The 21,382-nt window shown below is 57.0% G+C and carries 13 protein-coding genes, 1 tRNA gene, 1 other RNA gene and 1 pseudogene; all 16 read right to left on the reverse strand.

Going from position 1 to position 21,382, the window contains the following annotated elements:
- Positions 1-7: 7 nt before the first annotated feature.
- Complete coding sequence (gene bcsD, locus AABB92_RS18865) at positions 8-451, reverse strand: cellulose biosynthesis protein BcsD (protein WP_031375073.1); 444 nt, start codon at positions 449-451, stop codon at positions 8-10.
- On the reverse strand, positions 451-4,254 hold the full coding sequence (locus AABB92_RS18870; protein WP_031375074.1) for a cellulose biosynthesis protein BcsC: 3,804 nt from the start codon (positions 4,252-4,254) through the stop codon (positions 451-453). Before AABB92_RS18870 ends, bcsD begins: the two co-directional genes overlap by 1 nt.
- 11 nt (positions 4,255-4,265) lie before the next feature.
- Positions 4,266-6,872: a cellulose biosynthesis cyclic di-GMP-binding regulatory protein BcsB gene (gene bcsB / locus AABB92_RS18875; protein WP_046289556.1), complete on the reverse strand. Its 2,607-nt coding sequence runs from the start codon at positions 6,870-6,872 to the stop codon at positions 4,266-4,268.
- Positions 6,869-8,981: pseudogene (gene bcsA, locus AABB92_RS18880) on the reverse strand (UDP-forming cellulose synthase catalytic subunit). The gene bcsB and the pseudogene bcsA overlap by 4 nt, the downstream one beginning before the upstream one ends.
- A 53-nt stretch (positions 8,982-9,034) precedes the next feature.
- Positions 9,035-9,838 (reverse strand): cellulose biosynthesis protein BcsQ, encoded by an 804-nt coding sequence (gene bcsQ / locus AABB92_RS18885; protein WP_031377812.1) that lies wholly within the window; start codon positions 9,836-9,838, stop codon positions 9,035-9,037.
- A complete protein-coding gene (bcsO, locus tag AABB92_RS18890) occupies positions 9,829-10,419 on the reverse strand; it encodes a cellulose biosynthesis protein BcsO (protein ID WP_031377813.1) in 591 nt (196 codons plus the stop codon). The genes bcsQ and bcsO overlap by 10 nt, the downstream gene beginning before the upstream one ends.
- A 504-nt stretch (positions 10,420-10,923) precedes the next feature.
- Positions 10,924-11,946, reverse strand: coding sequence for a dipeptide ABC transporter ATP-binding subunit DppF (gene dppF / locus AABB92_RS18895; protein WP_031377814.1), 1,023 nt, complete (start codon positions 11,944-11,946; stop codon positions 10,924-10,926).
- Positions 11,936-12,922, reverse strand: a complete 987-nt coding sequence (gene dppD, locus AABB92_RS18900) for a dipeptide ABC transporter ATP-binding protein (RefSeq protein ID WP_031377815.1) — start codon at positions 12,920-12,922, stop codon at positions 11,936-11,938. The genes dppF and dppD overlap by 11 nt, the downstream gene beginning before the upstream one ends.
- A gap of 12 nt (positions 12,923-12,934) precedes the next feature.
- A complete protein-coding gene (dppC, locus tag AABB92_RS18905; RefSeq protein ID WP_031377816.1) occupies positions 12,935-13,837 on the reverse strand; it encodes a dipeptide ABC transporter permease DppC in 903 nt (300 codons plus the stop codon).
- A 9-nt stretch (positions 13,838-13,846) separates the two neighbouring features.
- Complete coding sequence (dppB, locus tag AABB92_RS18910; protein WP_031377817.1) at positions 13,847-14,866, reverse strand: dipeptide ABC transporter permease DppB; 1,020 nt, start codon at positions 14,864-14,866, stop codon at positions 13,847-13,849.
- A gap of 171 nt (positions 14,867-15,037) precedes the next feature.
- On the reverse strand, positions 15,038-16,648 hold the full coding sequence (gene dppA / locus AABB92_RS18915; RefSeq protein ID WP_031377818.1) for a dipeptide ABC transporter periplasmic-binding protein DppA: 1,611 nt from the start codon (positions 16,646-16,648) through the stop codon (positions 15,038-15,040).
- A gap of 1,315 nt (positions 16,649-17,963) precedes the next feature.
- A non-coding RNA gene (locus AABB92_RS18920) (RtT sRNA) lies at positions 17,964-18,092 on the reverse strand.
- A 34-nt stretch (positions 18,093-18,126) separates the two neighbouring features.
- A tRNA-Pro gene (locus AABB92_RS18925) sits at positions 18,127-18,203 on the reverse strand.
- Positions 18,204-18,329: 126 nt separating this feature from the next.
- Positions 18,330-20,021, reverse strand: coding sequence for a kdo(2)-lipid A phosphoethanolamine 7''-transferase (gene eptB, locus AABB92_RS18930; RefSeq protein WP_031375562.1), 1,692 nt, complete (start codon positions 20,019-20,021; stop codon positions 18,330-18,332).
- Between the two features lie 326 nt (positions 20,022-20,347).
- Positions 20,348-20,776 carry an organic hydroperoxide resistance protein gene (locus AABB92_RS18935; RefSeq protein WP_031375563.1) on the reverse strand — a complete coding sequence of 143 codons (429 nt, stop codon included), beginning with the start codon at positions 20,774-20,776 and terminating at the stop codon, positions 20,348-20,350.
- Between the two features lie 95 nt (positions 20,777-20,871).
- Positions 20,872-21,336: a MarR family winged helix-turn-helix transcriptional regulator gene (locus tag AABB92_RS18940; protein ID WP_031375564.1), complete on the reverse strand. Its 465-nt coding sequence runs from the start codon at positions 21,334-21,336 to the stop codon at positions 20,872-20,874.
- Positions 21,337-21,382: the final 46 nt, after the last annotated feature.

Consider the following 21,382-nt stretch of genomic DNA (forward strand, 5'->3'; position numbering starts at 1 on the left):
ACCCGTCCTATTGATATCGATAATACAGCGTACTGCCATCATTCAGTTCAGGCGTTACCGGCACCGCACTGCTGCCGCCCTGGGCCTGCAGCCAGCCCGAGAACAGCCCCGCCGCGACTGCGCCAAACGCCGCCTGCCAGTCAGCAGCCGTATGGATATTATCACCTGCCGGTAAGGCGTGATGGCTGATCAACAGCGCCTTCTCTTCTGGCTGCAGCTGCACAAATCCCCAGTTAAAACGCGCCAGTTGCAGATTCATTTCCCGCTCCAGATCCTGCACCGTGCGTGCTTCAGACAACGGATAGCGGGTCGCCAGCGATTCGCCCATGTTGTAGAGGAACGCTTCAGCCTGCTGCTGGCCGCCGTTGGCGACCATGCCCTCAATCAGTACGCTGACCAGATCAAACCAGCCGGGTGGATGCGGATGCGACACGCCAGAATGTTCATTCATTATTTATCTCCAAACAGATAACGGACATAAAGCTGCGCGCTGCTTTCGTTGTAATCACCAAAGGTGTCGTAACCCAGCTGACCGCCAATCGTCACCTCTTTATTGAGTTTGTAATCGGCCCCCGCGTGCAGGTTATAACCGATACCGTTTTTACTGCCGCCCGAGTAGTACGCGCTTTTCACGCTACCGTCGGCAGCCAGCGCTTCCAGCTGTGACTGCAGGCTGGCGTCGTCCGGGAAGTAAGCACTCTTGTCCTGACTGTAGGACTGATAGCCGACCGAGCCGCCCAGCTTCACCTTCAGATCGTCATACTGACGTGAGAAGTCGACCGGGAATGACACGGAAGCGTAGTTTTGCGGACTGAAGTAGCCGCCCTGGCCATAACTGAAATAGCTGAGGTTTTTCGAGAAGTCCATCCACGACAGGCTCATCCCCAGTTTCAGCTCCCGGTCGTCGGCATGGTAAGGACGCACATAAGCGCCGGCGGTCGCCTGCAGATTGTTGTTACTGGCGACATTCTCGCCGAGGTAGCTGTAAGCGCCCGCGCCCGCGTAGAAACCGGCATCGCCATTGTCATAACTCAGTAAGGCATTGCCGCCGTTTTTGGTGACGCGACCCCACCGCTTGCCGCTGGTCTTGTCCTCTGCGCCAACATATGACAGCAGACTGTCGGTGATGGCGCGACGTTCGCCAGTCAGGATCAGCGTCAGGAAGTCGGTAAGCTTCGGCGACCACTGCACCCCACCCACCAGCGTACTGAGATCCTGACCCAGCGGCGTACTGCCAAGATCGACTTTGTAACTGTCGCCCTTCAGCGCCAGATTCAGCTCCACGCCCGAGGCGGTTTGTGAATCGGTTGTGGCGTTCGGCACGTCATTCAGGGTTGCCCCGCCTGCGGCGACCACCTGGCCCTGGGTTAAGGCGTTGGTGCCAAAACGTCGCCATGCATCGCCCGCGGCGCTGCCGGCCGTCAGCGACACCGGCGTCATGGTGAAGTCAAAGCGCGACTCACCAAACGGTACGGTAGAGAAGGTCAGCGGCGCTTTGGCTTCGGTCAGCTTGCTCAGTCCCGATTCGCCATCACGACCGCGCACCTGCACCATTCCCTGACTCCAGCTGGCCGTTTTTTCCTGCAGCGAATCCATCATGGTGTCAATCTGACGCAGGGTCTGCGATGAGGCAGATACCGTCGCATCGCCTTCTGGCTGCTCAGAGCGGACAGACGTGGTGGCAGGCGCAACCTGCCATGGCAGCACGGTGCCGTAGCGGGAAGCTGAACGCCCGACCGGCGACGTGTTGCGATTGATGAACGGATTATCCGCCAGCGCCAGCCCGCCCACGGTCGGCATACTGCCCGGCTGCGCGCCCTGCAGGCCAATCAGCTGTCCGCGTGCCGAACGCAGATAGCGCATCGCTTCGCTATGCTCGCCATTCGCTTCCGCCACCCGCGCCAGCAGCAGCAGGCGATCCGGCGTCTGGGTGGCGGTGTTCAGGCCGCGCGTCAGCGTGTTGGCGCGCTGCACATTGTTCTGCGCCAGCGCGACGTTAATCGCCCCGACGCGCGCATCCTGAGTCGGCGTGTCCTGCGTCATCAGGTAGTCATATACCACGCCCGCATCCCGGTTCATCTTACCGTCCTGATAGAGACGCGCCATGGCGAACATCAAATCGCGATTCTGTGGATCCTGCTGTAACGCACCGATCAACTTATCGTAGGCCGCTGCGTACTGCCGCTGCTGCCGCAGGCGGTCAACTTCATTAATCAGATACCCGTTACGTATCGCCGCCAGCTGCGTCGGCGTGCTGCGCGCCTGCAGTTCCGGGCTGCTGAGGAAGCGCTGCGCTTCGGCGCTCAGCCCGGCCTGGTTCAGGACCGCCATCTGCGCTGCGTAATCACCGGCATTACCCTGTACACCGCGCTGCATATTGGTGCGCACCACCGAAACGGCGGTGGTGAGATCGCCAGCCTGCGCCAGCTTCTGCGCCAGATTACCGGCATCAGCCGGGTTGGCGGGCGGATTCACCGCTAACGCTTTCAGGGTGTTAGCGGCGGCGGCATTGGCACCCTGAGACAGATACTGGTCAGCGGTGCTCATCTGCAGATTAAAATTGACCCGCTGCGCCAGAGCGCGCATCTCTCGCGTTTGGGCTGACGGCGGAATGCGCGATAGCAGCACGCTGGCCTGCTGCCAGCCACCGCTTTCGCTGGCGTTGAGTGCGCCAGCATAAAGTTCACTGTTGCTGGCACCGCTGCGCATCACCGGCTGCATTACATTAGCGGCCTGTAAAGGTTCACCCTGCTGTCGGTAGAGACGGGCCAGATCAAGCCGCAGCCAGCCATCGGCTGGATAACGCTGGACTCCCTGCTGCAACGTCGCGATGGCCGCTGCGTTGTTGCCGGCGGCCAGCTGACGCTTCGCCTGCTGACGCAGCGTATCGGCACCGTTTGCCTGCGGCGTCACGCTCTGACGAACGCTGGCTGGCAGCGAGCCCAGCAGGGTATTGGCTTCAGCACTGCGATTCTGCTGACGCAGCACGTAGAACAGCCCCTCTTTGGCGCTGCGGTTATTGGCATCGCTCTGCAGAACAGATCGGTAGGTCTGCTCCGCCTGATCGAGCTGGTTACTGCGCCGCTGCACGTCAGCGCGGAACAGGCGGGCAGCAATGCCTTTCTCGCCTTCGGCCTGCGCCAGCGGTTCGCTTAATGCCAGCGCCTGTGCACTGTTGCCGCTTTTCAGCGCCTGCTGCGCATTGGCCAGCTGCGCATAAAAACGGGCATCGTCGGCCTGCTGCTGACGGGCCGATCCCTGATCGCCTCCCAGCTGCGCGGCGCGTTGCAGATAGTCTGCGGCTTCCTGATAACGACCGGCGCGCTGAGCGACATAGCCCATACCCGCCAGCGCATCGGCGTCCTGCGGATTGGCGCTCAGCACTTTTTCGAAGCTGGTCTGCGCACCGCCCACATCACCGCTGTTGAGCGCACTGAAACCGGCGCCTTTCTCAGCGCCCCCGACGTTTTTACGGTAATAGTCGATTACAGCGGCATCCTGTGGATGACGCTGTTGCCAGGTCTGATACAACGCGGCATCGGTGGGCTGCGGACCGAGCCACAGCAGCGCCTGCCGCAGCGAGCGGTCGGCCTCCTGATTCCCACTCGCCAGCGCGGACAGCACCTCAATCCCTTCGCGACGGGTCGACTCCTGATACGTCAGCGCTTTACCCAGCGCCAGCTGTGCGCCGGTATCCTGCGGGTGCTGCGCGGCAAACTGCCGCAACGCCTCTACCGCCTGTGGCAGCAGAGTACGGTCACCGGCCATCGTCAGATAATATTCAGCAGCAACGCTGGCTGGCGGCTCATTGCCGCTAAAGGTATTACGCCAGGTCTGCAGAGCGGCAGCAATGTTGCCGCTGCGCGCCTGCTGACGCGCCAGTGACAGCTGCGCCTGCGGAATCGTCTGTAGCTGACGGGCATTGTCCAGCTCGCTCAGGTGCGGATCGTTGGGTGATAGTTTGCTCAGACGCTGGCGATACTGCGCTGCGGCGGCATTATCACCGCCCTGCTGCGCATAAAGCGCCAGTAAATAGAGCGCCTGCGGGTTGTTGGGCTCCACCATCAACACCTTCTGCAGCGAGGATATCGCCAGATCGTCATGCGCTTTCTGATGCCAGTAAGCCGCCTGATCGAACAGCGCCTGCAACGCCGGATTGGCGCTTTCAGCCGCCAGCAGCGACGGTGAAAACGCCAGCAGGCCGCCCAGCAATAACGCATGATGAACACCGGCACTTATCAGATTTTTTTTCATTCTTGTTATCCTTACTTCTTGCCGGAATGACTATCCTGCTTCGGATTCAGACGCCGCCACGCATGACGCTTCAGCATCACCCAGACCGCACTGCCCACCAGCGCAGAAAGCAGCAACGCCGCCAGCGCAAGGAATACCGAATGCTGATTGGCGTACCACACCACCATCATGTACCAGGGCATTTCCCCGACCGGGAACTGCGCGCCAACACGGAAACTGCGAATGCCATTTTCATCGGTGATGATTGCGGTATCGCCACGAATCGCGGCATTGATACGTGCCGAACTGAGATCGTTGTGGAGCCGCAACAGCTGATCGTCACTGGTCGCCACCGTGACCACCACCAGCCGATCGCGATTCCACGGCGAGCGATAGCTCAGGAAGCCGCGCCACGCTTCGTTAGAAGAGAAGTACCGATCGGCATCCAGCTGTTGACGACTCCAGTCACCGCTCAGCCAGCCGCGCAGTTTCTCCAGCGTATCGGACTCTTTCACACCGAAGGTGCTGCTGCTGGCGTCATAAGGTGAAGAGGCCAGTAACGCCCGATTGAAATCGCTGTTGCCGGTGGTGCTGACCGCCAGCAGATCGTTCTGCTGCAGCCGTGCCAGATTAGTGCCGCCCTGCGGCAGACCAAACAGCACCTGATTCTGCGTCAGAGCTACACCGGTAGCGTTACCGGCACGCGCCGCCAGATCCAGCAGCGTCGACAGTTCGGCATTGCTGGGTTTTTCCGGCAGCAGCAGCGTAGTCTGGCCAAAATCCGCCAGGCGAGAGAACGGGAACGAGGCACCGACAAAATAAGAGAGGTTCGGCAGCATGCTGAAGTGGCGGGTGTGGCTGAGATCGATCCACGAATCCTCTTCAATCCGGCTCTTGATGTTGTTATTCAGCAGCACGCCACAGGGCGCATCCGCCCGCGGTTTGATGTTGAAGTAGAGCGCCAGCTGGTTATCGCCATAAATCAGATAGGGTTCGAGGTTGAGCTGATATTGTTCCTGTCGCGCATCGCCCCCTAAACGGTGCCAGACATTTTCCAGCAGTCCGACCTTATTCACGGTCAGGTTGCGCAGGAAGGTCCCGTTCAGCATCACGTTAAGAAACGAATTCTCTTCATCGATCCAGCTTTCAGACGGGAAGCGATAGTGCAGATTGACCGGCACGGTATCGCCATCCCACAGGAACAGATCGGGCGCGGCACGGAAGTTAACGCGCAGCGCATCGTGCCAGATACCGCTGCTGGTCAGGCTCTGGTCTTTACGCAGCAGCTCACTGAGACGCACCGGGCGATCGGTATTGATCCAGCGCGGCGCATCATAGGGTTTGCGATTGCCGAGCGTTTGCGGTTTTACCAGCAGCTGGCTGTCGTCAGTGGTCAGCGGCTGCGTGGTCAGACGGTTTGCCGCCTGACGCAGCTCGGCATCGTCATTACCGCTCACCAGCAGCAATTTATACACCGGGTTATTCGGGTTATCGACTACCTGCAGCATCGGCCCGTTGCTGGCTGGAAAGGTCAGCGTACCGATGCGATCGCCGGGGTGACCAAACAGAATGCCGTTGTGCTCCGGCAATTCACCCCGCATCACCGGGAAGCGAATACCGCGATAATCGCTCTGAATGCCGAGCCAGGACGCCACCAGCGTCGCCGCGCTCACGGCATCCGGTGCGACATTACTGGCGAATCCGAAGGTGACAGTGGCGGCGGTCATACGTTGTGGATCGAGGAACGGCCGCGGGAAGTTGCGCAGGCTGGTGCCGATGTTCAGCTGCTGGCCCTCAAGGCTCAGCGTGGTTGTCGGCATGATGGTGACCTGATACTGCTCGGCGCTTGCACGCTCGCACAGTAACTTGTCGGCATCATTAATTTTGAAGCTGAGGTTATTGCTGGAGACCACCATCGCCGCCGGAATATCCAGCTGATAATCGCTGGTATCACTGTCGCTGGCGCCGAGCGGCAGCGTGCCGAGCGGCTGGCCGTTCAGCATCAGCTGCAGCGAAGTGTTGCGCGCCGCCAGCGCCTGCGAGACGCGCAGCGTCAGGTTGAGACGCGCATTAGTCACCACCTCATCCGAGGGCAGCGTAAAAGTAATGCCAGACTGCAACTGGCCGCCGGTCAGCGTGATGCCGCGCGCCTGGCCCATCTGCGCCACAGAAATAGTGCTGCTGATCGGCTGGTTAATGGCGGCGCTGATGACCGGCTGTGGTTCCACTACCGGGGGGGCGGCCACCGGCGTTACGGCCTGACCTGGCGCGTAGGGCAGCGCACTGGCGGCCGCTTCCAGCGCCGGATCGCCATTGTTCAGCCCTTGCGGCAGTGGCACGGTGGAGAGCGCACCGCTGTCCTGCGTCACCGCGTCCCCAGTCGGCGCGGACGCGGCAGAGGTAGCCGCCGGCGCACTCTGTGCCGGTGCTGACTCAGGCTGGACGCCCGATGACGCCTCGCCAGCCGCAGGCTGGGCTGATGGCGTCGCTTGCGCAGTGGGCTGCACGGTCGGTGCCGCGCTGTTGACCGGCGCGGGGTTGCTGGTGTCATCAGCAGATGGCGTTTCGGCCCAGGCTGGCGTCAGCCACAGCGCCGCGGTCAGTGAACTGACCAGCAGCGTTTGGGTCAGGGTTTTCATACTGCGCCATCCTCTTTCGCCGCCGCGGCAACCGGGTCGACATTTTTACGTTTATCGTGGCGTCCTTTCCAGGTCAGCCAGAACAGCTCAAAGACGGTACGGATAATGGTTCCCAGCGAGATCAGCGGGTTATCCTGCTTATACTCCGGCTGAATCCAGGCATCGGCGCGTGCCAGCACCACCCGCACCAGCTCACGGCGGCGCGCCAGAGGCATCGCCTCAAAACGCAGACGGATGGTTTCCGCATCGCCAGAAATCTTACTGACCGGAATGGTGATCGCGCCCGATTTAAGCAGCAGATCGATCTCTTCAATCTCATCGAATTCATGACGGTTATCTGGCGCATCCAGCTGCGCGCCGCCCATAGAGAGATCGCTGGTCAGGGTGCGTGACGAGATACCGCTGGCGTAGTGAATGATCGCCGGAATCTGCACCTCAATACGGATGGTTTTACGCACCTGTTTGGTTTCGCGCGCCACGGCAATCGCCGCCATCAGAATGATCAGGCTGAAGATGGCCCAGCCGACGTTCAGCGCAATAACGTAAGGATCGACGCCAAAGTAATCGTGCATCACCGCTCGCACCACGCCCGCCACAATGCCGATACCCAGCAGCAGCGCCACAATGACGTGCGGACGCACGATATGGAAATCGAAGAAGCCCTGATCCAGCACCCCGCCTTTATCGGTCACGTTGAATTTGCCGTGCTTCGGCGACAGCAGCGTCAGGATGGTCGGGATCACCAGGTGGAAACACATCACCGTCTCATAAATCTCACCCCAGAAGGTGTAGCGGAAACGGCCATTCATCCGCGAGTTGACGTACAGCGACATCACCAGATGCGGCAGCACGTACGCAAAGATCAGCGACGCGGAGGAGTGAATAATATTCAGATTAAACAGCAGGTAAGCCAGCGGCGCGGTGAGAAAGGCTACGCGCGGCAGACCAAACTGGAAGTGCAGCATGGCGTTGAGATAACACAGGCGCTGCTGCCACTTCAGGCCGCGACCCAACAGCGGATTATCCACCCGGAAAATCTGCGTCATACCGCGCGCCCAGCGGGTACGCTGAATGATGTGCAGACCGAGACGCTCGGTCGCCAGACCGGCCGCCAGCGGAATGGACAGAAACGCCGATCCCCAGCCAAGGCGCTGCATTTTCAGCGCGGTATGCGCATCTTCGGTCACGGTTTCTACCGCAAAACCGCCAATCTGCTCCAGCGCTGAACGGCGGATCACCGCACAGGAGCCGCAGAAGAAAGTGGCATTCCAGTTGTCATTGCCCTGCTGTACCGGGCCGTAAAACAGTGAACCTTCATTGGGAATGCTGCGCGCGGCGCGCAGGTTACGCTCAAACGGATCGGGTGAGTAGAAGTAGTGTGGCGTTTGCAGCAGCGCCAGCTTCGGATCTTTCAGGAACGGGCCTACCGTCGCCTGCAGGAAGGTACGCGTCGCGACGTGGTCGCAGTCAAAAATGCAAATCAGCTCACCTTTGGTGATCTTCATTGCATGATTGAGGTTGCCGGCTTTCGCGTGATTGTTATCGTCACGGGTGATGTAGCCTACGCCCACATCGGCGGCGAAGCGGGCGAACTCACTGCGCTTGCCGTCATCCAGCAAATAGACTTTCAGTTTGTCACGCGGATAGTCGATACACTGCGCAGCCAGCACGGTATCGCGCACCACATCGAGGCTCTCATTATAAGAAGGCACGTAAATATCAACCGTCGGCCACAGATCGGTATCATCCGGTAACGGTTCGATGGTGCGCTTTAATGGCCAGGTGGTTTGCAGAAAGCCGAGAATTAAGATCAGCCAGACATAAAGTTCAGCCAGATATAAGCCAATCCCTAAAATCGCTTCGACTTCGGAATTAAAATGCAGGGTTTCTGTCGTGCGCCACCAGATATAACGGGTGGACATCAACGCCGACAGAATCACCATCATCACGGTTATTTTGCGGCTTTTGCTGAAACCCAATAAAAAACATCAAACCGATGCTGATCAGGCCAAAAATATACTGTTTCTGGCTGTCCATTGGCGTAATGATGATCACCGCGGCAACGGGCGCAAGCACCAGCAGCAGCAGGTAAAACCCGATTTTACTCATGATTCACCCTGAGAAGAGCTGTGTAAATTCAATCACCTGTTCACATCAGGTGATTAATATTGGTTAGTACGGATGGGAGCCTGAACTTCGCCGTTGCCGACGGTGATATTCAGAATGCTGCTGACACGTTTGGCAATCAGTTCAATATCAAAGGCCGCCGCAGACGCGGGACTAAAATCATACACAGACTGCTGGGAAGCATTTGCTTCACCCACACTTTCGTCGCGGTGAACCACGCCGAGTAAATTATCGCCCAGCCGCTGTTGCATAAATGCCGTCACGTCACGGTTAATATTGCGGCGGTTGTCGCACTGGTTCAGGACGAAATAGTGACCCTGTTTATTGTTGAGAGGTTTACCGGTCATCCGGTTCTCCTCAATCTGCGGTAATAAAGAGACCGAGGCGGTATCCGCTAACATCACCACTAAATGCATATCGGCCAGCGCCGTCATTGCTTTAAGGGCCGGACCCGGACCCGGCGGAAAATCAGCCACAATGACCAGGCCGGGATAATTAAGCACCGTGTCGAGTCCGCGCTGAATAAAGTGCGGATCTTTCATCAGCTGTTCTTCAAAGCGCTCACGCTGGGGCTCGGTCACGTCGCCATAGGGCAGCACGAAGATATTGCCGCCGGTGGTCAGAATCGACTGACTCCAGTCCGCCTGCTCTTCCGAACGGGCCACAAATCCGCGCCCGTCATGAAGCGGAACGCCAAAATGCAGACGCAGAGCATTCTGCACATCAAAATCAATTGCCAGAACTTTGCTACCGGAACGCGCCAGACTCCAGGCCAGGTTCGCCGCCAACGTGGTTTTCCCTACTCCCCCTTTCGGCGAGCACACACAAACTAACGGCATAGCGCAATCTTCTCCAGTAACGGTTTCAATAAGGTCTCTTTTGGCAGGTTAACCGGTTCGCTGTCGCGTGAGCGGAACAATGCACCAAAACGTCCCGGTTCGGCGCGGTTCGCCGACGCAGGCGGGGTGAGGTCCGTCGGTGGGTTTGCCACCGCAGCGGGCTGAACAGCAGCAGGACGCTGCGTTGCCACCGGCTCTGCCGGTTTTAGCGAAGGCGGCGGGAACAGCGATGAAGATCCAGCTTCAGCGGTCAGTTTCGCTGCGGCAGCACTGCCCGCCAGACTGTCCAGTATCGAGCCGCGAGCTGCCGCTGCCGGTTGTGCACTGAGCGTCGGCTGGCGCGGCTGAGAGGCCGGAGCCGGCGCGTTGAATTCATCGCCGCGCAGCGGCTGAGGTTGGGGCAAATCGATACGCTGACCGCCGCCAAGGGCATTCTGCTGGGCATCGCTCGCCAGCTGACGAATCAATGACCATTTACTGTGTTCCGCCGCTTCCTGCGTCTGGCCAGACATATCTTTAAAGGCGATGTCGAGCGTTTGCGTCTTCTCTTTAAAACGCTGCAAATCGTCGTAATTCTTCATTGACTATGGCCTGCAACAAGGGGGGAATTTTCCTGGAATATAGCACATCCGCTTAAACTCAGTGAGAAAAATCTGATTACAAAAACAGCGAATTCAATAAAATAGTTTAATCAGAAAGATTCGATAAGCGCCGAAAAAGGGTGACAGCGACTGCTTTTTCCCTGAAATTAATAAGTAGTTGTTAAGTTAAATTGATTAGCAGGGTTTCAACATTCAGCGACTGAGGTGTACTCATGGAACGGCTGGCCCAGCCAGCCGGGATAAGATGAGATTAATCCCTGGCACTGACTAAATTTGCCCGATGGCTTTGCGCGCATCTGCCTGGATTTAATCCCCGGCAGAGATTGAGGATATTTACCGGTTTTTTGCTGCAAATATCCGCGGCTGAACCCATTGATTAATCAGGATAATGAAAAAAGACAGCAGAGGAGGGTAAGCGACACCCGGATGTGGGCTGAGCGGGACGCGTCAGTAAAAAAGGCCCCCGCAGGAGCCTTCTTATCTTTAACCGACTTTTTCTGCCGCGCCGACCGGCTGATTTTCATCCTGGTCGACGGCGAAGCAGGCGATCTGCTGACCACCGTAGCTTTTCAGCTTCGGTTGCAGCTGAACGCAGGTGCCAAAGCGCCGACGGCAGCGTGCGTTGAAGGCGCAACCCGGTGGCGGACTGAGCGGACTCGGCAGCTCGCCGGTCAGCTTAATCCGCTCACGGCGGTCGTCCGGATTCAGACGCGGCGTGGCCGACAGCAGAGCCTGGGTATACGGATGGCGCGGATTAGCAAAAATCGCCTCTTTGCTGCCCTTCTCAACGCAGCGTCCGAGGTACATCACCATCACTTCATCCGCAATGTGCTCTACCACCGACAAATCGTGCGAGATAAAGACGTAGGAAAGTCCCATATCCTGCTGCAGATCCATCATCAGGTTCAGCACCTGGGCGCGCACCGAGACGTCGAGCGCCGAAACCGGCTCATCGGCAATCAGCACGTCCGGCTCGAGCATCAGGCCGCGGGCAATCGCAATACGCTGGCGCTGTCCCCCGGAGAACATGTGGGGATAGCGGTCGTAATGCTCGGTCTTCAGGCCCACTTTGGCCATCATCTCCAGCGTTTTCTCGCGGCGCTCGGCTTTGGTCAGCGTGGTATTGATGACCAGCGGCTCTTCCAGAATCTGACTCACTTTCTTACGCGGATTCAGAGAGCCGTAGGGGTTCTGAAAGACGATCTGGATTTTCTGACGACGCAGTTTCTGCGCCTGCGGATCGTGCTTCAGCAGATCCTGTCCATGCCAGTAAAGCTGGCCTTCGGTCGGGGTTTCAATCATCGTCAGCAGGCGGCCAAGGGTGGATTTTCCACATCCTGACTCGCCGACTACCGCCAGCGTTTTGCCGCGCTCCAGATTAAACGACACGCCATCCAGCGCTTTCACCAGACGTTCCTGACCAAACAACCCTTTCTTCACCGGGTAGTGCTTTTTCAGATCGATCGCCTGTAACAAATACTCATGCTTGGTTGTTTCATGACTCATAAGTCGGTCTCCCGGCATCGTCCAGCGGATAGTGACACTTGGACTGGCGGCCTGGAATGGTGCGCAGTTCCGGTTCTTCCTTACGACAATGGTCAGTGGCATAAGGACAGCGTGGGTTGAGCAGGCAGCCAACCGGGCGATCGTATTTGCCCGGTACCACGCCCGGCAGCGAGGCCAGACGGGCTTTATCGGCAGCGAACTCCGGCAGGGCACGCAGCAGCGCCTGGGTGTAAGGATGACGCGGTGCCTTAAAGATATCGGTCGCTTTGCCGCTCTCCACCACCTGACCGGCATACATCACAATAATGTGGTGCGCCGCTTCGGCCACCAGCGCCAGATCGTGGGTAATCAGGATCAGCGCCATGTTCTCCTGCTGCTGTAACTCCAGCAGCAGTTCGATGATCTGCGCCTGGATAGTCACGTCGAGCGCGGTGGTTGGCTCATCGGCAATCAGCAGCTTCGGACGGCAGGCTATCGCCATGGCGATCATGACACGCTGGCTCATCCCGCCCGACAGCTGGTGCGGATAAACATCCAGTCGCGACGCCGGATCGGGAATGCCCACCTGATTCAGCAGGTCGATTGCCCGCTGACGCCGGGTACGTTTGTTGCCGCCCTGATGCACTTTGATCGCTTCCATGATCTGGAAACCCACGGTGTAACAAGGGTTGAGGCTGGTCATCGGGTCCTGGAAAATCATCGCCACTTCCGCGCCCACCAGCTGGCGGCGCTCTCTTTCGGAGATGCGTTTCAGGTCGCGCTGGTTAAACTCCAGCTTTTCCGCCATCACTTTGCCAGGGAAATCGATCAGCCCCATGATCGCCAGCGAGCTGACCGACTTACCGGAGCCTGACTCGCCGACAATGCCGACTACCTGGCCCTGCTCCACCTGATAACTGATGCGGTCAACCGCCCGGAACGGTGCCTTTTCGTCGCCGAAATGCACCGACAGTTTGTCTACATTTAATAACGCCATCTCGGTGCCTCTTTACTGCTTGAGTTTCGGGTCGAGTGCATCACGCAAACCATCGCCCATCAGGTTAAATGCCAGCACGGTAAGCAGAATGACTAATCCAGGGAACGTCACCACCCACCAGGCACTTTGCGCATACTGCAATACGTCGGAGAGCATGGTGCCCCACTCCGGCGTTGGCGGTTGCGCACCCATACCGAGAAAGCCCAACGCCGCCATATCGAGAATGGCGTTGGAGAAACCTAACGACGCCTGCACGATCAACGGTGCAAGACAGTTAGGCAGAATATTAACGAACATCTGACGCAGCATACCGGCCCCGGCGACGCTGGAGGCGGTCACGTAGTCGCGGTTCACCTCCACCAGTACCGCGGCACGGGTCAGACGAATGTAGTGCGGCAGCGCGACAAACGTCAGGGCGATAGAGGCGTTAACGATTGAGGGACCGAAAATAGCCACCAGCACCAGCGCCAGCAGCAGGCTCGGCAGCGCCAGCATGATATCGACCAGGCGCATAATGGTGGCATCCACCACGCCGCCGAGGTAACCGGCCAGCAGACCGAAGATCACCCCGAAAATCAGCGACAGCACTACCACCAGGCAGCCGACCAGCAGCGACAGACGCGCGCCGTACATCAGACGCGACAGCACATCACGGCCAACATCATCGGTACCGAGGATGTAGCTCCAGTTTCCGCCTTCCTGCCAGACCGGCGGATGCAGCAGCGCATCACGGAACTGTTCCGCCGGCGCATGGGGCGCCAGCAGATCGGCGAACACCGCCACCAGCAACATAATGATGATGTACGCCAGGCCCACCACGGCGCCTTTGTTGCGTTTAAAATAGTGCCAGAATTCCTGAAACGGGGTCATCGGCTTGGGTGCAGCGGTTACGCTGGCGGGATCAACAACAGACATGATGCCCCCTTATTTCTTATGACGTATGCGCGGGTTAACCACGCCATACAGCAGATCAACCAGCAGGTTGACCAGGATAATCAGTACCGCCGTCAGCAGCACACCGCCCTGCACTACCGGATAATCGCGACGTTGCAGCGCTTCGATCAGCCAGCGGCCCAGACCCGGCCACGAGAAGATGGTTTCGGTCAGGATCGCGCCGGCCAGTAAGGTTCCGACCTGCAGACCGATGACGGTCACCACCGGCAGCATGGCGTTACGCAGCGCATGCACCACGATAACCCGCATCCGCGTCAGTCCTTTAGCGCGCGCCGTACGGATGTAATCTTCACCCAGTACTTCCAGCATCGCCGAGCGCGTCATACGTACAATCACCGCTAGCGGAATGGTGCCGAGCACGATAGCGGGCAAAATCATGTGCATCACCGCATCGTGGAAATCACCCGCCTCACCCCAGAAAAAGGTGTCGATCAGCATGAAGCCGGTCAGTGGCATGGTGTCATCGAGGAATACGGTGTCGCCGACGCGGCCGGAAACCGGCGTCAGATTGAACTGTACCGAAACCAGCATGATCAGCATGATGCCCCACCAGAAGATCGGCATCGAGTAGCCGGTCAGGGAGATGCCGACCGCGGTGTGATCGAAGATCGAGCCACGTTTAACCGCCGCCATCACCCCAACCGGGATGCCGATCGCGACCGCAAACAGCATCGCGCAGACGCCCAGTTCCAGCGTGGCTTTAAAGCGCGGCACAAATTCATCCCATACCGGGATGCGGCTCTTGAGTGAAATGCCCAGATCGCCATGTAATACGCCGTTAATGTAGTTCAGGTACTGTTTCCACAGCGGCTGATCCAGGCCTAACAGCGCCATTAACTGCGCGTGGCGTTCAGGGGAAATACCGCGTTCGCCCGCCATGATCAGCACCGGATCGCCGGGGATCATGTGAACAAATGCGAAAGTGAGTAATGTAATACCGATAAACGTTGGGATGACAAGGCCCAAACGTCGGAGTATGAACTGCAGCATAATCCGGGTTCTCTCTTGTCCGCGCGACCGTCGCCGCGAGGGTAGTTATTGCTTACATCTGACGATCGGGTAGGCCCGACCGCGACGCAGCCAGGCTGCGCCTCTACCGTTTCCAGTAAAACAGGGAGATAAAGCCGGAGCGACGGGTGGCCGCCCCGGAAAAGGCAACAATTATTCCTGAATGTCTACCTGGGCAAAGTAGTGTCCGCCAAGCGGATCGACTTTGTAGCCGGAGACTTTCTTGCTGACCGGTTCGTAGACCGTTGAGTGCGCGATCATCAGCGCCGGTGCCTGGTCATGCATCACAACCTGTGCCTGCTTGTAGTACTCGATGCGCTTGGCCTGATCGGCGGTGGCGCGTGCTGGCTGAATCTGATCCTCAAAGGATTTATCGCACCAGCGCGAGTAGTTAGAGCCATCTTTGGCCGCTGAACAGCTGAACAGGGTGGCGAGGAAGTTATCCGGATCCCCATTATCACCGGTCCAGCCCATCATTACGGTCTGATGTTCGCCGGCTTTGGCACGCTTCAGATATTCGCCCCACTCATAGGTCACAATCTTGGCTTTCACGCCAATCTTCGCCCAGTCGGACTGAATCATCTCCGCCATACGGCGCGCGTTCGGGTTGTAAGGACGCTGTACCGGCATCGCCCACAGGTCGATGGAGAAGCCGTCAGCCATACCTGCTTCTTTCAGCAGCGCTTTGGCTTTTTCAGGATCGTAGGCGTAGTCCTTCACGGCGTCGTTGTAGCCCCACATGGTCGGTGGGATCAGGTTTTTAGCCGTCTGGCCTGCACCCTGATAAACGGCATCAATGATCGCCTGCTTGTTCACCGCCATGGTCAGGGCCTGACGTACTTTCAGGTTATCCAGCGGTTTTTTCTCAACGTTGTACGACAGATAGCCGACGTTCAGGCCAGCCTGCTCATACAGGTTGATGTTTTTGTCCTGCTTCATGCGCGCAATGTCAGCCGGGTTTGGATACGGCATTACCTGACATTCGCCCTTCTGCAGTTTGGCGTAACGCACGGAAGCATCCGGCGTAATGGAGAAGACTAACCGATCGATTTTCGGTTTAGTGCCCCAGTAGTCCGGGTTGGCTTTATACAGAATGCGCGAATCTTTCTGGTACTGCAGCAGCTGGAACGGGCCGGTACCGACCGGATTCAGGTCGACCTTTTGCGGTGAGCCGGCTTTCAGCATGTTGTCCGCGTACTCTTTCGACAGAATAGAGGCGAAGTCCATGCCGAGATCCGCCAGGAACGGCGCTTCAGGACGGGTCAGCACAAAGCGCACGGTATGATCGTCCACTTTTTCAATTTTGCTGATCAGCTTCGGCATATCCATGCCTTCGAAATATTCGTAGCTGCCGCCGGAGACGCCATGGTAGGCGTTGTTTTTATCCAGCTGGCGTTCAAAGGTGAACACCACATCATCCGCGTTAAATTCACGCGTCGGTTTGAAATCTTTGGTGGTCTGCCACTTCACGCCTTTGCGCAGGTGGAAGGTGTAGGTTTTGCCGTCTTCGCTGACATCCCACTTCTCGGCCAGTGCTGCGTGTAATTCAGTGGTGCCGATGGTGAACTCAACCAGACGGTTATAAATCTGGCGTGAGCTGGCGTCATAAGTGGTACCCGAGGTGAACAGCTGCGGGTTAAAGCCTTCCGGAGAACCTTCTGAACAGTAAACCAGGGTTTTTGCCTGAACACCGGCGGCGACAGTCATAGCAATCAGGCTCAGACCGACCTTCAGCATCCCGGATTTAGCCAGGGAGTTGATCATGCTTTTGCTCCATTGTGATGTGATGTTGTGTGCATTGCCCGACCTCTGGTTTTTTTATGCGGTTCAGGCGTACCACCGAACGGGTGGCTAAAGCGCGTCAGGTTTTTTATGTTTTTCCTGATGCCGTGGAAGCGGTCAGAAAATTCCGTAACTGCGCTTTATTGACGCATCAATTTGTCAACAGTTGCAAAGAACGTCAATACAACGGTTAGTTATTTACACAGAGTGTGAGGGATAGCAAGCAACGGTAAAAAAAACCCTTTTCGGCTAAAAGCCATACAAAGCACAGTGCCGCTGGCGTAACGTCCGGACTTTCTGCTGGATAGCCAGTTTGTCGCTAGTGATTCTCACCGCTAAAAAACTTAAAACTTTTACCGGCAAATGTTGAATAACTGAACGATTCACCGTGCGTTATGACGTTCAGCCAGCGGAATATGCTGGTATTGAGGCATAAGAAATCAGCAACTTGCCGCTTTCGGTCATAAGAAGAACGTGTCACGAATTATCCCTGCGTCGCAGATGTGCCAAGGGCTGCCGATGGGAAAAGCGGATTAATCCCGGCTGAAAATCAGATTGCGTTACGGATGCCTGTTATTGGAACTTTCTGGAAGATCGACAAACAGAACAGTCAGCAATGGGAAGCGGGAATAGCGTAAAGGAGAAGAAAGGCCCAGTTCACTGTAAGCCTATGCCTGCAGAGTAAACATGCTCAGATTCACCCTGATTGGGGTTTGTCAGCAGGCTGAAGCGAAGGGAGCATATGCCTGTAGCAAAGCATAGCGGGCCAGGGATGGTCCGCGCTGAGCCTGCCAGGGATGGCGTCTTTTTGCGTCTTTGCGGAAGGCGTATGCTCCCTGAAGCCTTACTGGCGTTGAAACCGGGACTGCTCAAGGAACACGGTCAGATCGGAAAGACGCTAAAGCCAACCCCTGGCCGCCTGCTACTGCTTCGGACGTAAAGCGAAGGGAGCATACGCCTGTAGCAAAGCATAGCGGGCCAGGGATGGCGTCTTTTTGCGTCTTTGCGGAAGGCGTATGCTCCCTGAAGCCTGCCTGGCGTTGAAACCGGGACTGCTCAGGGAACACGGTCAGATCGGAAAGACGCTAAAGCCAATCCCTGGCCGCTCGGCCCGCGCCGTCCATGGCGCGGGACGCTTTCCTCTTCTGCCCGTGTTCCCGGCGCCTTGAGCTTATTCGTTGCGGCCAGATTCACTCTGACTGGGCCAATCAGCAGGCTCAAACCTCCTTCGGAGGTCCTCATCCTCTTTTGCTACAGACGAAAAAAAACCTGTCTTTTCAGACAGGTTTCTTAAATATGGTCGGCGAGAGAGGATTACCTGGCTCTGCGAGCCTGCCCTGCGGGCCGTTGCTGAAGCAACGTTGTCTCGCTGCGCTCGGCTCAAACCTCCTTCGGAGGTCCTCATCCTCTTTTGCTACAGACGAAAAAAAACCTGTCTTTTCAGACAGGTTTCTTAAATATGGTCGGCGAGAGAGGATTCGAACCTCCGACCCACTGGTCCCAAACCAGTTGCGCTACCAAGCTGCGCTACTCGCCGATGGGGGCGCATGTTACTGCGACCCCCGATCAGCGTCAACCGCTTTTTGCGCTTTTGCCGCCAATCGCCTGGAAAGCGCGCGGTTGCTGATCATCCCGCACCCGATTCACCGATTCGGCGTTGTTATTACAGCGGTTTCGCCGGGCTGGTCGCCGGAGCCTGACACCAGTTGTTGGCCGGATTAATCCCGCCATCTGGCGAGGTGTAACCCAGGCAACCAAGAATGGTATCAAACAATTCTACGTGGCGATGGGTTTTGCCGACGCGCTGCTGCGCCTGTAAGCGCTCAAAGTTGCTGCGGTTCTGGCTGTCGGCCAGATACTTATCTGACGCCCACACCATCATCGGAACGCGGAACTGCTCCGGCGGTGCCATCTCACGTGGGGTGCCGTGCAGGTGCATATTTTCGCTGATCGACTCACCGTGGTCAGCGGCATAGAAGACAATCGCCTTCTTATCACGCAGCTGATCCAGCACGCTGTCGAGCATGCTATCGACATACAGCACCGAGTTGTCATAGGCATTAATCAACTGTGCTTTGCTACAGGTTTCATCCACCCCCATACATTCCGGCTGGTACTTCGCGAAACTGCGCGGATAACGTTGAGAATAGAGATAGTGCGAACCCTTGGTGTGCAGCACGACCAGATGCTTGCCTTTCGGGAAGCGATCCAGCGACGCCTTCATCTCAGGCACCAGCAGCATGTCATCGACCGCTTTACCCTGGTTACGCTTCTCTGAACCAATCTGCTCACGGAAAGCAAAGTTATTGGCGTTGATGTTGTCGTAGAACCAGACCTCACTCTGCATCGCAAACAGCTCAGAGGTAAAGCCCAGCTCTTTCATCACCGCAAACACGTTTTGCTCTTTCAGCGTACGGCCAGGGTTATCCATGGTGCCGCCTTCGCGCACGAACATGCAGCGCAGCGACAGCTTGGTAGCGGTATCACAGGACTCACCGCGGAACGCGACCAGGTTTTTCTCTTTCGAGAGCTTCGGCGTGGTATCACGATCGTAGCCGAGCATGCCCATGTGATCCCAGCGGGTGGTTTCCCCAATCACGAACACCACATAGGTGTCGTCCAGCCCGGCAGGTGCGACGTAGGTAAACTTCTTCGCCGGATCGAGCAGTTCCTCGCTATTCAGCGACTCATCTATGCGGGTCCAGGCAAACAGCCCCACCGCCGCCAGCCAGTTCGAAGGTAGATAAGAGTGCGCCACCACACCGCCGTAGCTCGGCAGATCGATGTTGGTGATCTCTTCATTATTCTTCTGCAGCTTGTCGAAAAACCGAATTGGCAGCCAGACCAGCGCCACACAGATCAGCATAATCAGAGTGGGTTTCAGGCGTTGTCCTGGCGTACGCAGCTGTTCATTCAGCGTCATACTCAGTTTATTACGCCAGATCATTAACAGCGGCAGCGCGCTGATCAGCACCATCCACAGGATGAAATGGTAGCCAATCACCTCTTTGGAGAGATCGGTATCGGTGGTCATCACCGATGCCACAATGCCGTAGCCAATCACGACGTTAAAAAATGCCATGTAATAGGCGGCAGCAACAGAAATCAGCACGATAAGCGTGGCGAGCACGCGATAAAACCACTTTCCACCCAGCGACAGCAGCCGCATCAGGAAGAAAGTCAGCAGCACAATTGCCACCACTTCGGTCACGGCAGTCAGCCAGTTGGTCACCGTCGATTTCGTCAGGAAACCGTCAAAACGGCGATAAAAAATCGGTAAATTCAATAATATACCGAGATAGAGCGCGAGCAGTAGCGACAACTTTTGCTGCGTTAAGGTTTTAATATAATTCATGAAAAATGGAGTTTCCCCGGAATGATGCGCTTTACCAAATCTTTAATGTGACTACCGAAACGCGGCAGAGTTCGCTGAATAAGCGGACCGGACCAGATGAAGGAGAATTCTGAACGGATTTACAGGCTATAACGCGAGGTGGCCCAGTAAAACATGGCGACACCTGATAGACCAGAAAATAATCTTTGTCGAGCCGATTAGCACATTTTTTGTACAAACGGTATTGCCGGTCGGATCCCGACTGAGGCAAACAAGGCAGAAGTGCGGGATAAGGCGTGGCGGGCGGACAGGAGAGAGCGGGCCAGCATAGCTGGCCCGCGATACGCTTAGCGAATGATGTTCAGCGTCACGTCGATATTATTGCGGGTCGCGTTTGAGTAAGGACAAACGATATGTGCGGCATCAACCAGCTTCTGCGCTTCGGCTTCATCCATTTCTGGCAGATGAATGTTCAGGGTAGCTTCGATACCAAAGCCATTCGGGATCGGACCGATACCGACTTCACCTTCAATCCACGCCTCTTTCGGCATCGCGATTTTGTCACGGCCGGCGACGAATTTCATTGCGCCCAGGAAGCAGGCTGAGTAACCCGCAGCGAACAGTTGCTCAGGGTTAGTCACTTCACCACCAGCACCGCCCATCTCTTTTGGTACGCCCAGCTTCACGTCCAGCACACCGTCAGAGGAGGTTGCACGGCCATCACGACCACCGGTTGCTTTGGCTTTTGCACGGTAAACCACTTGTTCTAAAGACATGACATTTCTCCGTTACGCTATTTAATCGCTCACTACTTGTAACGCGGTAATGAGGCGGTGAGGTTCAACGGGCGCGGTACGCCCGTCAGTAAGATTTATCGTGATCGGTTCAGATTATCGCGTAAACCGTCCAGCTGCACTTTCAGCGCCAGCAACGCATCATCGTCACAGGCGGTCGCGCATTTGACCGCTTCCGGAATAGATTCCGCCTTACTGCGCAACGCCCGGCCAGCCTCGGTCAGAGTCACTGCAACCTGGCGCTCATCCTGCCGGGTGCGCTGACGCATAATCAGTCCGGCACTTTCCAGGCGCTTCAGCAGCGGCGTTAGGGTGGCTGAATCCAGGAAAAGCTGCTCGCCAATCTCTGAAACCGTAAGATCGTCCTTTTGCCACAGCACCAGCATCACCAGATATTGCGGGTAGGTAATGTCGAGTTGGGACAGCAACTGACGATAGACCTTATTCATCGCCAGATTAGCGGAATAAAGTGCAAAGCAGAGTTGCTGATCGACCAACAGTGGCATCGTTTTCACTTTTTTGTCATCTTGATCACTGTTCATAGTGGTAAATATAGATAGCGCGCTAGATAATTGCAAGCAAACTTTT

The organism is Pantoea brenneri, assembly GCF_038594305.1.
Classification (GTDB): Bacteria; Pseudomonadota; Gammaproteobacteria; order Enterobacterales; family Enterobacteriaceae; genus Pantoea; species Pantoea brenneri.